The following is a 13,905-nucleotide window of genomic DNA, read 5'->3' on the forward strand; positions in this document are numbered from 1 at the left end:
TGATGTCCGACAAGCCGCCCATCATCACCTTCGAGAACATCACCAAGCGCTTCGGCAAGATGGTCGCCGTCGACAATGTCTCGCTGTCCGTCCAGGAGGGGGAGTTCTTCTCGCTCCTGGGACCCTCGGGCTGCGGCAAGACCACGCTGCTGCGCATGCTGGCCGGGTTCGAGACCCCGACCGAGGGCCGCATCCTGATCGACGGGGAGGACATCTCCTCGGTGCCGCCGAACAAGCGGCCGGTGAACATGGTCTTCCAGTCCTACGCGGTGTTCCCGCACATGAGCGTGGCCGACAACGTCGCCTATGGGCTGAAGGTCGACCGCGTCCCCGCCGCCGAGCGCAACCGCCGGGTCGAGGAGGCGCTGGAGCTGGTGCAACTGGGCGGGCTGGGCGGCCGCAAGCCGGACCAGCTGTCGGGCGGCCAGCGCCAGCGGGTGGCGCTCGCCCGGGCGCTGGTCAAGCGGCCCCGGGTGCTGCTGCTGGACGAGCCGCTCTCGGCCCTGGACGCCAAGCTGCGCGAGCAGATGCGCACCGAGCTTTCCACCCTGCAGGAGAAGGTCGGCATCACCTTCATCATGGTCACCCACGACCAGGACGAGGCGCTGGCGCTGGCGTCGCGCTGCGCGGTGATGAACCGGGGCCTCTTGCAACAGGTGGCCAGCCCCAACGACCTCTATGAGTTTCCCAACAGCCGCTTCGTGGCCGACTTCATCGGCACGGTGAACCTGTTCGAGGGCGTGCTGGCGGTCGACGAGCCGGACCATGCGGTGATCAAGTCGCCGGAGATCTCCACCGACATCTTCCTGGATCACGGGGTCACGGGGGCCAGCGGCGGGGTGGTCTGGGCGGCGATCCGGCCGGAGAAGATCGAGCTGCACAAGCGGCCGGAAGGCTCGACCGCGCCCAGCATGGGCGACGCGCCCCCCGGCGCCAACGCCGTGGCCGGGACCATCCGCCACGAGGCCTATCTGGGCGGCGAGAGCATCTATGAGGTGGAGATTGGCGGCGGGCGGCGGATCAAGGTCAAGCGTTCCAACCTGACCCGCTGGGACCAGGAAGACTTCGCCCTGGGCGAGGCGGTCTGGCTCTGCTGGCACGCCTGTTCGCCCGCCGTCCTGTTGTCATGAGCCTGCCCCGCCCCGTCGCCGGCGTGATCTGCTGCACCCGGACGGTGGGGATCGAGCCGGCCCAGGCGGTGATGAACCGCTATGTCGCCCACGCCATGGCCTATGCCGACGCTGCGGCCCTGCTGGTGCCGTCCATGCCGGAACTGATGAAGGCCTCGGAAGTCGCGCCCCGGCTGGACGGGCTGTTGCTGACCGGCAGTCCCTCGAACCTCGATCCGGCGACCTATGGCCAGGCGATGGACGACGCGCCGGGGCCGTTCGACGCCGCCCGCGACGCCATGACCCGCGACCTGATCGCCGCCATGCTCGATCTCGGCCGGCCGGTGTTCGGCATCTGCCGGGGGTTCCAGGAGATCAATGTCGCCTTTGGCGGATCGCTGCGCCGGGACATGGCGCACGCGGCCGAGCTGATCGCCCACCACGCCCCGGACGAGGCGGATTTCAACGCGATGTTCGACCACCTCCACCCGGTTGAGCTGACGCCGGGCGGGGTGCTGGCGCGGGCCTTCGGGACCGAGCGGGCGAGCGTCAATTCCGTCCACTATCAGGGCGTCGACCGGCTGGGCGACGGGCTCAGCGTCGAGGCCCGCGCGCCGGACGGGGTGGTGGAGGCGGTGTCGGCGACGGTCAATGGCGCGCCGCTGCTGGCCGTCCAATGGCATCCCGAGTGGCGCACCGCCGCCCATCCGCAGAGCCAGACATTCTTCCAAGTTTTCGGACGCGCCCTCAGAGGCGCGCCGCTCGTCGACGAAACGCCAGGAGTCCCCCAGTGACCGTTCCCATCCGCAACCATGACATCGCCGAACTGAAGCGCCTGGACCTCGCCCACCACCTGCCGGCCCAGGCCGACCACAAGGTGATCGCCGCCCTGGGCGGCAGCCGGATCATCACCCGCGCCGACGGCTGCTACATCCATGACGGGGAGGGCCACACCATCCTCGACGGCATGGCCGGCCTGTGGTGCGTGAACGTCGGCTATGGCCGCCAGGAGCTGGCCCAGGCGGCCTATGACCAGATGCTGGAGCTGCCCTACTACAACACCTTCTTCAAGACGGCGACGCCGCCGGCCGTGCGGCTGGCCGCCAAGATCGCCGAGAAGATGGGCGGGAACCTGACCCACGTTTTCTACAATTCGTCGGGGTCGGAGGCCAATGACACGGTGTTCCGCCTGGCCCGCCACTATTGGAAGCTGAAGGGCGAACCCAACCGCAAGATCTTCATCAGCCGCTGGAACGCCTATCACGGCTCGACCGTGGCCGGGGTGTCGCTGGGCGGCATGAAGCACATGCACGAGCAGGGCGACCTGCCGATCCCGGGCGTCGAGCATGTGATGCAGCCCTATCTGTTCGGCGACGGCTTCGGCGAGGACCCGGAGGCCTTTTCCACCCGCGCCGCCCAGGCGATCGAGGACAAGATCCTGGCGGTGGGGCCGGAGAATGTCGCAGCCTTCATCGGCGAGCCGGTGCAGGGCGCGGGCGGGGTGATCATTCCGCCGGAGAGCTATTGGCCCAAGGTCGAGGCCATCTGCCGCAAGTACGGGATCCTGCTGGTCTGCGACGAGGTGATCTGCGGCTTCGGGCGGCTGGGCCACTGGTTCGGCCACCATCACTACGGGATCAAGCCGGACATGATCGCCATGGCCAAGGGGCTGTCCTCGGCCTATCTGCCGATCAGCGCGGTGGGGGTGGCGGACCACATCGTCGCGGAGCTGAAGGAGAAGGGCGGGGATTTCATCCACGGCTTCACCTATTCCGGCCACCCGGCGGCCTGCGCCGTGGCGCTGAAGAATATCGAGATCATCGAGCGCGAGGACCTGGTCACCCGCACCCGCACCGACACCGGGCCCTATCTGGCCCAGGCCCTGGCGAGCCTGAACGACCATCCGCTGGTCGGCGAAACCCGCTCGCTCGGCCTGATCGGGGCCGTCGAGATCGTCCGCGAGAAGGGGACCAACCACCGGTTCCTGGACAAGGAGGGCGAGGCCGGGCCGATCGTGCGCGACCGCTGCATCGCCAATGGCCTGATGGTGCGCGGCATCCGCGACACCATCGTCTGCTGCCCGCCGCTGATCATCACCCACGCCCAGATCGACGATCTGGTCGGCATCATCCGCACGTCGCTGGATGAAGCCCTGCCCGTGCTCCGCGCCTTGAAACCGGAGGCGGCGGCATGAAGTCCCCCAAGGCGAAGAAATCCAAGGCCGGCCCAAGTACGTCGCGCGGCGTCGCCGATATCGAGGAGGCGCAGGCCTGGTTCGCGCGCCAGAACATCGAGGAGATCGAGTGCATGGCGCCCGATCTGGCCGGCGTGGCGCGGGGCAAGATCATGCCGGTGCGCAAGTTCCTGGGCGCGCCGCAGATGAACCTGCCTCTGGCGGTGTTCTACCAGACGATCACCGGCGACTTCCCGGAGTTCGAGGGGGCGGTGAGCTCGGTGCAGGCCGACACCGACATCTTCCTGACCCCCGACTTCGCGACCCTGGCCGTGGTGCCCTGGGCCCAGGACCCCACCGCCCAGGTGATCCACGACGCCTTCCATCCCGATGGCCGGCCGGTGGAGGAAAGCCCGCGCCAGGTGCTGCGCCGGGTGCTGGCGCTCTATCGCGAACGCGGCTGGTCGCCGGTGGTGGCGCCGGAGATGGAGTTCTATCTGGTCGAGAAGAACACCGATCCGGACTATCCGCTGCGCCCCCCGATCGGCCGCTCGGGCCGGCCGGAGACCGGGCGCCAGGGCTATTCGATCTCGGCGGTCAATGAGTTCGATGCGCTGTTCGAGGACATGTACGAATATTCCGAGGCCCAGGGGCTGGAGATCGACACCCTGATCCACGAGAGCGGCGTCGCCCAGATGGAGATCAATCTGCGCCACGGCGATCCGCTGGAGCTCGCCGACCAGGTGTTCATGTTCAAGCGCACCATCCGCGAGGCCGCTTTGGAGCACGAGATCTACGCGACCTTCATGGCCAAGCCGATGGCTGGCGAGCCGGGCTCGGCCATGCACATCCACCAGTCGATCGTCAGCCCCGACGACGGCGCGAACCTGTTCTCCGACCCCAAGACCGGGGAGGCGACGCCCTTGTTCTACGCCTTCATCGCCGGCCAGCAGAAATACCTGCCGGCGATCATGGCGATCCTGGCGCCCTACGTGAATTCCTACCGGCGGATCTCCAAGGGCAGCGGGGCGCCGGTCAACACCCAGTGGGGCTATGACAACCGCACCTGCGGCCTGAGGGTGCCGCCGTCGGACCCGGCCAACCGGCGGCTTGAGAACCGCATCCCGTCCTCGGACGCCAATCCCTATCTGGCCATCGCCGCGACCCTGGCGGCCGGCTATCTGGGCATGATCCACAACCTGTCGCCGACCGCGCCGGTGGACACCGACGCCAGCGTCCGGGGCGTCGAACTGCCGCGCAGCCTGACCGAGTCGCTGCGGTTGTTCGCCGAGGCCACGCCCCTGGTGGAAATCCTGGGGGCCACCTTCTGCCAGGCCTATGACCGGGTGAAGCAGGCGGAATATGAGGTGTTCATGCAGACCATCAGCCCCTGGGAGCGGGAGTTCCTGCTGCTGAACGTCTGATGCGCAACACCGGCCATCCGCCGGGGTCCTGGTACGCCGACACCGCCACGGCCTTTCCGACCCTGCCGCCGCTGGCGGGGGATGCGCGGGCCGATGTCTGCGTGGTGGGGGCGGGCTATACGGGCCTGGGCGCGGCGCTGGAGCTGGCGGGACGTGGCGCGGGCGTGATCGTGCTGGAGGCGGCCGAGGTCGGGTCCGGCGGGTCGGGGCGCAATGGCGGCCAGGTCCATGCCGGCCAGCGGCGGGACCAGGCCTGGCTGGAGAAGGCGGTCGGCCGCGACGACGCCCTGGCTCTTTGGCGCCAGGCCCAGGCGGCGCGGGCCCATCTGATGGCCCTGATCACCGAGCACGCCATCGCCTGCGACTGGCGGCCGGGCATGATCCATGCGCGCCACAAGCCCGGTGGGGCGGATGATGACGCCCGCCATATCGACCTCATGGCCAGCCGCTATGGCGACGACAATCTGGCCCTGATCGGCGCGGCGGAGCTGGCGGCGGAGCTGGGAACAGGGGTCTATTTCGGCGGCATGATCGACCGGTCGGGGGGGCACCTGCATCCGCTGAACCTGGCGCTTGGCCTGGCGCGGGCCGCGATCGGCCAGGGCGCGGAGATCCATGAGCGGAGCGCCGCGCGGGCCTGGCGGCGGGAGGCCGGCAAGATCGTGGTCGAGACGGCGGGCGGGCGGGTGATCTGCGACCAGCTGATCCTCACCGGCGACGGCTATCTCGATCAGCTGGCCGGCGGGGCGGCGACGGCGCGGGTCATGCCGATCAACAACTTCATCCTGGCGACGGAGCCGCTGGGCGCGCGGGCGGAGACCCTGATCCGCTCCGACGCCGCCGTGGCCGACAGCCGCTTCGTGATCAACTATTTCCGCAAGAGCCCGGACGGGCGGCTGCTGTTCGGCGGCGGCGAGAACTATAGCCCGACCTTCCCCCGCGACCTGGCCGGCTTCGTGCGTCGCCACATGCTGAAGATCTATCCGCAGCTGGCCGATGTGGCGATCACCCATGCCTGGGGCGGGACGCTGGGCGTGACGACGCACCGGGTCCCTTACGTCCGCACCCTCGCGCCCGGTGTCCAGGTCGCGGCCGGCTATTCGGGCCAGGGGGTGATGCTGGCGCCCTATTTCGGCAAGCTGCTGGCCGAGGCGGCCCTGGGGGAGACGGCGGGAGTGGAGCTGCTGGCGCGCCTGCCGGTCCCGCCGTTCCCGGGTGGTCGCCTGCTGCGCTGGCCGCTGACGGTGGCCGGCCTGAGCTGGTACGCCCTGCGCGACCGCCTGTGAGACGGCCTCAGAGGGGCAGGGTCTGGACCAGCCGGGCGATCTGGTCGGCGGCCTGCGCCTGGGCCGCGTCGTCGAGGGCGGTGAGCTCGAGGCTGGCCAGGGCGGGGCGGCCATCCTTGCGCCGGGCGCGGCGATAGGCGGGATCGTAGTGCAGCTCCATCACCGCCTCGGCCAGGGGGACGAAGTCCCCGGCCCCGGCCAGCTTGCGCCAATCCTCCAGCCGGCGCTGGCCGGGATAGACCGGCAGCCGGTGGAAGGCGGCCTCCAGGGCCACGGGATCGGCGACGATGTCGTGATAGGTGGCCACCAGATAGGCGGCGCGCACCGGCCGGGGCGCGATCACCTCGACCCGGGGCGCGGCCTGCATGACCTGCCACAGGGCCGGCGGGATCATGCGGTCGCCGATCTTGCTGGACTCCGCCTCGACCACCACCGGCCGGGCCGGATCGAGCGCCTGGAGCGCCAACAGCAGCTCGGTCTCGAACATCTTCTGGCTGGGCTGCGGCCTGCCGGCCAGGGCGCCGAACAGCGAGCCCCGGTGGCCGGCCAGGCCCTCCAGGTCCAGCACCTGCACGCCGCGCGCGCTGAGACGGGCCAGGATCTCGGTCTTGGCCGTGCCGGTGTCGCCGTCGAGCAGCAGCAGCTTCAGGGGGCAGGGCGTCTCATAGAGGCTGGCCTGCACGCCCCGGCGATAGGTCCGGTAGCCGCCGGCCAGGATCGAGGTCCGCCAGCCGACGCGGGACAGGATGGTGGCCATGGCCTCCGACCGCGAACCGCCGCGCCAGCAATAGACCAGGGGCGCGAAGTCGGCGGGCTTGTCGGCCAGGGCGGTCTCCAGGTGGCGGGCGATGTTGCGGGCCACATAGGCCGCGCCGATCCGGTTGGCCTTGAACCGGGAGTCCTGGACATAGATGGTCCCGACCTCGGCCCGTTCGGCGTCGGTCAGCACCGGCAGGTTGATCGCGCCCGGCGCATGGTCCTCGGCGAATTCGCCCGGGCTGCGCACGTCGATGACGGTGTCGAAGGCCGCCAGCGATGGGGCGTCGGCGCTCTGGATGATCTGTATGCGCGCCATCTCAGGCGCGCGCCGCCGACCGAGCCGTGATCATCATGTCCGTCCGAATTTCCCCGCCGCAGGCCCTGTCTGCAATATAGCCGTCGTCAAGGAAAGCGGCGCCTGATCCGGGGCCGGTCCGAAGGAGTCTTCCATGTCCGATCCCGTGCGCCTGACCTCGCTCGCCCATGGTGGCGGCTGCGGCTGCAAGCTGTCGCCGGCGGTGTTGCGCGAGATCCTGGCCAAGGTCCCGCAGGCGGCGGTGTTCCCCAATCTGATGGTCGGGACCGAGACCTCCGATGACGCGGCGGTCTGGCGGCTGAACGACCAGCAGGCCCTGGTGGCGACCACGGATTTCTTCATGCCGGTGGTGGACGACCCCTATGACTTCGGGCGCATCGCGGCGACCAACGCGCTCTCCGACGTCTACGCCATGGGGGCCCAGCCGATCTTCGCCCTCGCCATCGTGGGCATGCCCGTCGACAAGCTGCCGGTGGAGACCATCCAGCAGATCCTGGCCGGCGGGGCCGCGGTCTGCGCGGCGGCGGGCGTTCCGATCGCCGGCGGCCATTCGATCGACAGCGTCGAGCCGATCTATGGCCTGGTGGCCCTGGGCCTGGTGCATCCCGACAAGGTGCTGACCAACCGCACCGGCCGGGCGGGCGATGTGCTGATCCTGACCAAGGCCCTGGGGGTGGGCGTGCTGAGCGCCGGCTTCAAGCAGCAGCGGCTGGCGCCCGGCGGCTATGAGGCGCTGATCGCCTCGACCACCCAGCTCAACACGATCGGCGCCCGGCTGGGCGACATGGCTGGCGTGCACGCCGTCACCGACGTCACCGGCTTCGGCCTGCTCGGCCACACCCTCGAGCTTTGCCGAGGCGCGAACCTGGCCGCCGAGATCCGGGCCGAGGCGCCGGCGGTGCTGGCCGGCGTCGAGGCCCTGGCCCAGGCTGGGGTGCGGACCGGCGCGGCGACCCGCAACTGGGCGAGCTATGGCGACGCGGTGCGTCTTCCCGGCGACCTGGCGGACTGGCGCAAAGACCTGTTGTGCGATCCCCAGACCAGCGGCGGCCTGTTGATCGCGGTGGACCCTGCCCAGGCCGAGGCGGTCCTGGCGACGGTGCGCGAGGCCGGCTTCGGCGCTTCGCGAGTGGTCGGCGCGCTCAAGGCCGGCGCGCCGGAAGTCCAGGTGATCTAGGCGGCCCGGGCGCGGCGCCGCTGTTCCAGGGCGGTGACCCCGTGCTTTTGGCGATACCAGTGGGCGAGGGCGCTCTGGGACTTGAAGCCGAGGATCTCCGACACCTCGCCCAGGGGGCGGTTCGAACGCTCGACATAGTCCCGGGCCATGGCCAGCCGGACCTCATCGACGATCTGGGAATAGGACGCGCCCTCCTCGCGCAGCTTCCGCTGCAGGGTGCGCGGGGTCATGTCGAACAACCGGGCCATGCGCTCGATCGAAAAGGCGCCGGCGCCGACCAGGGCGCGCAGATTGTTGGCGACCACGTCGGCGTAGCGATTGAAGCCGCCGGACGTCTGGCTCTCCAAAAGGCGATCCACCACGGCGTTGAACTGCGGCCGCGCGCCGATCAGCGGCAGGGTCATGGCCGAGGTCGGGAAGGCCATGGTCAGGTGTTCGGCGCCGAAGAACGGCTCGACGCCCAGGTGCTTTCGATAGGCGGACAGATCGGCGATGCGATCGTGCTGGAAGCTGACATAGGTGGGGGCGAGATCGCGCTGAACCAGTTCCTGGATGCAGCTGAGGTTGAAGGCGATCGACATCTCGATCGCCTGGACTCTCGTCGAGACGTCGGCCACCCGAAAATCGATGATCATCTCGACCTGGTCGCCATTGGTCGCGAGCAGGCCAGATGAGTTCTCGTTCTGATAGCGACCGCGCGCGACCACCGTTTCCAGATAGCCCCGCAAGGTCAGCTGGTCTCGGGCGGCCAGGCCCAGGAGCCCCCAGTCCTCCACCCCGCGCAAGCGTCCCATCCGCAGGCCGAAGTCGGCCATTCCGCTGCGCGCCGCCGCAATCTGCAGCACCTCGCTAACCTTGGGGCCCGGAACCCTCAGGTCGGGATCGCTCAACACCGTCGGCGGCAGACCCACCTCCGCCAGGAGGGCCAGGGGGTCCAGGCCGGCGGTGTGACAGACCGTGTCGAATTGGCGCAAGGTCGCGCTGCGTACTAGTCCCGGCACTTGCGGGCTCCTGTCTCGATTAAGCAAAACCTGTCGCGATCGATCAAGTCCTGCCCGAATTCGTGCGCCATGGAAGCGTGACAGAATGAATCAGGGGGAAACCATTCCGACGCGCGCGCCGATCCGGCGGGCCGATGCGGGGTGTTTCAGGGAGAGGCGCCGATATGAAGAACATCCCGATATTTGGAAAATTCCTGGCGATCATCGCGGTGTTCGCGGTGTTCGCCATTGGGGTCGCCGTCTTCACCGGCACGCAGATGCGTGAGATCGACCAGAGCTACAGCGACCTGACGGACCATGAGACCACGGCCGCGATCGAGATCGCCCGCGCCAACCGCGCCTCCCAGACCGCGCGCGCCTCGATCGGCGACCTGATCGTCGCCACCACCCAGGCCCAGAACGATGTGGCGACGGCTGGGATTAGCGCAGCCCATGGCGACCTCGTGAAATCCATGGACACGGCCGCCGCGGCCCTGCCGGCGGACACGGAGATTCCGGCGCTCAAGGCCGAAATGCTGCAGGCTCTGGACGGCGCTTGCGGCAAGGTGGTCGACGCCGGCCGGGCCGCCAATGACAGCGCCAGCAACCTGGCGACCCAGGCCATGTATCTCGACCAGTGCGCGCCGCAGTTCCCGGCGCTGGCGGCCAAGTTCAAGGCCAAGACCAATGCGCTGATGGACTATGTCCAGGCCCGGAACGACGCCCTGTCGGCCAAGACCAATTCGACCGTCATGATTACCTGGGGGGTGATCGTCGGCGGCCTGGCCCTGGTGGGCGCGATCGCCTTCTTCGGGGTCCGGTCCTGGATCACCGGGCCGCTGGCCGTGGTCAGCCGGATCATGGAGAAGCTCGCCCAGGGCGACCTGTCCATCGACGTGGCGGGCCAGGAGCGCCGCGACGAGGTCGGCGGCATGGCCAAGGCCGTACAGGTGTTCAAGGACAATGGGCTGAAGGCCCGGGCCGCCGAGGCGGAGGCCAGCGAGATGCGGTCGGAGGCCGAGACCCAGCGCGGCCGCACCGAGTCTGAGCGCCGGCGCACCGAAGCCGAGCAGGCCGAGGTCGTCCAGACCCTGGCCGCCCACCTGAGCCGCCTGGCCCAGGGCGACCTGACCACCCGCATCGACGCGGCGTTCCAGGGCCAGTACGCCCAGATCAAGGCCGACTTCAACGCCGCCGCCGAGAGCCTTGGCGAAGCCATGACCGCCATCTCCCAGGCGACCGGCGCGATCCGGGGCGGCTCCGACGAGATCGCCATGGCCTCCGACGACCTGTCGCGCCGCACCGAGCAGCAGGCGGCCAGCCTGGAGGAAACCGCCGCGGCCCTGGACCAGATCACCGCGACCGTGAAGCGCAGCGCCGAGGGGGCCCGCCAGGCCTCCAGCGCCGCCACGACCGCCCGCGCCGACGCCGAGCGGTCCGGCCAGGTGGTGGGCGACGCGGTCGCCGCCATGGGCGAGATCGAGACCTCCTCGAACCAGATCACCCAGATCATCGGCGTCATCGACGAGATCGCCTTCCAGACCAACCTGCTGGCGCTCAACGCCGGGGTCGAGGCGGCCCGGGCCGGGGACGCCGGCAAGGGCTTCGCGGTCGTCGCCTCGGAAGTGCGGGCTTTGGCCCAGCGCTCGGCCGAGGCCGCCCGGGAGATCAAGGGCCTGATCGCCAGTTCCTCATCCCAGGTGGAGCGCGGCGTGCGGCTGGTCGGCGACACCGGCGCGGCCCTGACCGGCATCGTCAGCCGCGTCGCGGAGATCGACATCCTGCTGGCCGAGATCGCGACCTCGTCGCAGGAACAGGCCACCGGCCTCAACCAGGTCAATGCCGCGGTCAACCAGATGGACCAGGTGACCCAACAGAACGCCGCCATGGTCGAGCAGGCTACGGCCGCCGCCTCGGGCCTGCGCAACGAGGCGACGGAGCTCAGCAACCTGGTCGCGCGGTTCCGCACCGACGAGGATTCTGGCCGGACGGCGCGCGGCCCCGTCGCCGCCCAGCCGGGTCGTCACCCGCCGGCCCGCAATCCGGTGGCCCAGGCCCAAGGCCGGCTCGCCCGGGCGGTCAATCCCGCGCCCCAGGCGGAGGCCGATACGTGGGAGGAGTTCTAGGTCGCCAGGGGGCGCCACGACGGGGCCGATCGCGATGACCGTCGTCGCCTTTCCCGGAAGGTGGATGGGCCGCGGCGGGGACGGCGAGGCGGTTCCGACCTCACTGGTGATGGTCTCCGCCGCCCTGTGCTCGCTGGGCGAACCCGCCCTGGCCGCTGAACTGGCCTCGGTCCTGGCCAGGACCGGGCTGGACGCGCTGGACACCTTCACCCCCGAGGCGGTCGAGGCCCTGCTGATCGAATATGGTCCGGCCGGGCCGGCGCGGCTGAACAACGCCCCGGTGTTCCGGCCGGTGAGCGTGGGCGCGCAGGAGGCCTGGGCCTTCACGCCGGAGTTCCGCACCCTGCTGAGCGTCCATGGCGTCTCGGCTCCGCTGCGCGAGACCTTCGCCGTCTGATCCTGTTAGCCTGGGCGTGACGGAGCGCGACAGGCGAGACCATGCTGATCCATCCCACCGGCCGGTTTGACAATCACCCCGCCGACAACCGGCATATCGAGGTCCGGCCGCTGGCCGCCGCCATAGGCGCCGAGATCCGCGGCGTGTCGATCGCCGAGCTCAGCGACGCCGCCTTTGCAGAGGTCCGCGCGGCCCTGTTCCGGCACAAGATGATCTATTTCCGCGACCAGAAGATCAGCCATGCCGACCAGGCGGTCTTCAGCCGGCGCTTCGGGCCGTTCGCCGAGGACGCCTACACCCAGGGCGTGCCCGGCTATCCGCAGGTGCAGCCGCTGATCAAGGAAGCCGACCAGAGCGTCGGCATGGTGTTCGGGGCCGGCTGGCACACGGACTCCGCCTTCCTGGCCGAGCCGCCGGCGATCAGCATGCTGTACGGCGTCGACATCCCGCCCTATGGCGGCGACACGATCTTCGCCAATTCAGCCCTGGCCTACGCCATGCTCAGCGAGACCATGCAGCGGATGCTGGCCCCGCTGCGGGTCCACATGTCCATGGGTCGGGTTGTCCAGACCGCCCAGGCCCATCTGGCCGCCGACGAGACGCCGCTGGGCCGGGTGGCGGCGACGCGGGACATGGGGCGGTTGCCCGACGAGATCGCCCGCAAGGTCCAGGGCGCGATGCATCCCCTGGTCCGCACCCATCCGGTGACCGGTGAGAAGGCGCTCTATTGCGACGAGACCTACGCCACCGGCGTCGAGGGCCTGACCGCCGCCGAGGCCGAGCCGCTGCTCAGGTTCCTGGCGGGGCACATCACCCAGCCGGCCTTCACCTGCCGCCTGCGCTGGGCGCCCGGGACCTATGTGGCCTGGGACAACCGCCTGTGCGTCCACCAGGCCTTCAACGACTATGACGGCTTCCGGCGCGAGCTCTACCGCACCACCATCGCCGGCGAGACGCCCAGCTAGAGCATTTCCCGAAAAGTGTGACGCATTTTTCGGATCAAGAAATGCTCCAACTTTTTGAGTTGGAGCCCTTCAGGGCGGTGGTGATCACGGGCGCGAGGCCGGTGGCGATGACCTGGGCGCCCTGGGCGTTGGGGTGCAGGCCGTCGCGCTGCCGCAAGCCCGGCCCCACCCCGGCCAGCAGGTCCGGATAGAGCGTCAGGTGATGGGTCCTGGCCAGGTTGGCGTAGAGGGCTGTGAACTCCTGGGCATAGCTGCGGCCGATGGCCGGCGGCGGCTTCAGCCCGGCCAGGATCACCCGGATATGGCGCCGGGTCAGGCGGGTGATGATCGCCTCCAGATTGGCCTGCGTGACCTTGGGGTCGACGCCCTGCAGCAGGTCATTGCCGCCCAGCGCCACCAGGCAGATCGTCGTGTCGGGCTGGACGCTGAAATCCACCCGCGCCAGGCCGCCGGCGGTGGTGTCGCCCGAGACCCCCGCCGCGCGGATCAGCACCTGGGCGCCGGCCCGGGTCAGGTCCTCCTGCAGGCGGGCGGGAAAGGCCTGGGCGGCGGGCAGGCCGAAGCCGGCGGTGATCGAATCCCCCAGTATGGTGACCACCGCGCGCGGCGCCGCCAGCGCCGGGCCGGCGGCGGCCAGGGCGGCCAGCAAAAGAAGCTCTCGTCGCGCGATCATCCGTGCATGCCTTTGGCGGTCGCCGTCCTATCTATGGTTCCAGCGACCGTTCGCAATGCGAGGCCCCCTTGTCCGAAGATATCCCGCCGCTCCGACTGGAGGGCGTCAGCCTGACCTTGCCCTCGTCCGCCGGCCAGGTCGAGATTCTGCGCGGCGTGGACCTCAGCGTCGCACCGGGCGAGCGGCTGGCGGTGACCGGGCCGTCGGGCTCGGGCAAGTCGTCGCTGATCTCGGTGGCGGCCGGGCTGGAGCGCCCCACGGCCGGCAGGGTCGAGGTGTTCGGCCAGGACCTGGCGCGGCTGGACGAGGACGGGCGCGCGCGCCTGCGCCGAGGGCGGGTGGCGCTGGTGTTCCAGTCCTTCCACCTGCTGCCCAACATGACGGCGGAGGAGAACGTCGCCGCGCCGCTGGAGATCGCCCGCGCGGCCCAGCCGGAACAGACCGCCCGCCAGTGGCTCGACCGGGTCGGGCTGGCCGCGCGCCTGCGCCACTATCCGCACCAGCTGTCGGGCGGCGAGCA

The 13,905-nt window shown here is 69.9% G+C and carries 13 protein-coding genes; 10 read left to right on the plus strand and 3 right to left on the minus strand.

Annotation, left to right across the window (positions count from 1 at the left end):
• The first annotated feature begins 2 nt into the window (after positions 1-2).
• From Q7P21_RS06225 to Q7P21_RS06245, 5 genes are read left to right on the plus strand one after another with little or no spacing between them, the layout of a single operon-like run.
• The gene (locus tag Q7P21_RS06225; RefSeq protein WP_304167573.1) at positions 3-1,130 is read left to right on the plus strand and encodes an ABC transporter ATP-binding protein; all 1,128 of its coding nucleotides are present in this window, start codon (positions 3-5) and stop codon (positions 1,128-1,130) included.
• Between the two features lie 2 nt (positions 1,131-1,132).
• Positions 1,133-1,903 carry a gamma-glutamyl-gamma-aminobutyrate hydrolase family protein gene (locus Q7P21_RS06230; protein WP_304167587.1) on the plus strand — a complete coding sequence of 257 codons (771 nt, stop codon included), beginning with the start codon at positions 1,133-1,135 and terminating at the stop codon, positions 1,901-1,903.
• Complete coding sequence (locus tag Q7P21_RS06235) at positions 1,900-3,303, plus strand: aspartate aminotransferase family protein (protein WP_304176243.1); 1,404 nt, start codon at positions 1,900-1,902, stop codon at positions 3,301-3,303. The genes Q7P21_RS06230 and Q7P21_RS06235 overlap by 4 nt, the downstream gene beginning before the upstream one ends.
• Positions 3,300-4,706: a glutamine synthetase family protein gene (locus Q7P21_RS06240; RefSeq protein WP_304167578.1), complete on the plus strand. Its 1,407-nt coding sequence runs from the start codon at positions 3,300-3,302 to the stop codon at positions 4,704-4,706. The genes Q7P21_RS06235 and Q7P21_RS06240 overlap by 4 nt, the downstream gene beginning before the upstream one ends.
• Positions 4,706-5,992, plus strand: a complete 1,287-nt coding sequence (locus tag Q7P21_RS06245; protein WP_304176245.1) for an FAD-binding oxidoreductase — start codon at positions 4,706-4,708, stop codon at positions 5,990-5,992. The genes Q7P21_RS06240 and Q7P21_RS06245 overlap by 1 nt, the downstream gene beginning before the upstream one ends.
• 7 nt (positions 5,993-5,999) lie before the next feature.
• Here the strand turns inward: Q7P21_RS06245 and mnmH are convergent, their stop codons facing one another.
• Positions 6,000-7,067: a tRNA 2-selenouridine(34) synthase MnmH gene (gene mnmH / locus Q7P21_RS06250; RefSeq protein WP_304171373.1), complete on the minus strand. Its 1,068-nt coding sequence runs from the start codon at positions 7,065-7,067 to the stop codon at positions 6,000-6,002.
• A 133-nt stretch (positions 7,068-7,200) separates the two neighbouring features.
• Here mnmH and selD point away from each other — a divergent pair, with 133 nt between their 5' ends.
• The gene (selD, locus tag Q7P21_RS06255; RefSeq protein ID WP_304171371.1) at positions 7,201-8,244 is read left to right on the plus strand and encodes a selenide, water dikinase SelD; all 1,044 of its coding nucleotides are present in this window, start codon (positions 7,201-7,203) and stop codon (positions 8,242-8,244) included.
• Here selD and Q7P21_RS06260 read toward each other — a convergent pair.
• Positions 8,241-9,245, minus strand: a complete 1,005-nt coding sequence (locus tag Q7P21_RS06260; protein ID WP_304171369.1) for an AraC family transcriptional regulator — start codon at positions 9,243-9,245, stop codon at positions 8,241-8,243. The two genes, selD and Q7P21_RS06260, sit on opposite strands and share 4 nt — an antisense overlap.
• Before the next feature lie 164 nt (positions 9,246-9,409).
• On the opposite strand from Q7P21_RS06260, the gene Q7P21_RS06265 reads away from it, so the two are divergent.
• From Q7P21_RS06265 to Q7P21_RS06275, 3 genes are read left to right on the plus strand one after another with little or no spacing between them, the layout of a single operon-like run.
• Positions 9,410-11,350 (plus strand): methyl-accepting chemotaxis protein, encoded by a 1,941-nt coding sequence (locus Q7P21_RS06265; protein WP_304171367.1) that lies wholly within the window; start codon positions 9,410-9,412, stop codon positions 11,348-11,350.
• A 34-nt stretch (positions 11,351-11,384) separates the two neighbouring features.
• Positions 11,385-11,747, plus strand: coding sequence for a hypothetical protein (locus tag Q7P21_RS06270; RefSeq protein WP_304176247.1), 363 nt, complete (start codon positions 11,385-11,387; stop codon positions 11,745-11,747).
• A gap of 41 nt (positions 11,748-11,788) precedes the next feature.
• Entirely contained in the window at positions 11,789-12,712 is a 924-nt protein-coding gene (locus Q7P21_RS06275; RefSeq protein WP_304176249.1) for a TauD/TfdA family dioxygenase, read from the plus strand.
• Positions 12,713-12,746: 34 nt separating this feature from the next.
• Here the strand turns inward: Q7P21_RS06275 and Q7P21_RS06280 are convergent, their stop codons facing one another.
• Complete coding sequence (locus Q7P21_RS06280; RefSeq protein ID WP_304176252.1) at positions 12,747-13,385, minus strand: arylesterase; 639 nt, start codon at positions 13,383-13,385, stop codon at positions 12,747-12,749.
• Between the two features lie 68 nt (positions 13,386-13,453).
• On the opposite strand from Q7P21_RS06280, the gene Q7P21_RS06285 reads away from it, so the two are divergent.
• Positions 13,454-13,905, plus strand: a 452-nt coding sequence (locus Q7P21_RS06285; protein ID WP_304176254.1) for an ABC transporter ATP-binding protein, incomplete at its 3' end; no start/stop codon positions are given.

It is taken from the genome of Phenylobacterium aquaticum (assembly GCF_947378715.1).
Classification (GTDB): domain Bacteria; phylum Pseudomonadota; class Alphaproteobacteria; order Caulobacterales; family Caulobacteraceae; genus Phenylobacterium; species Phenylobacterium aquaticum_A.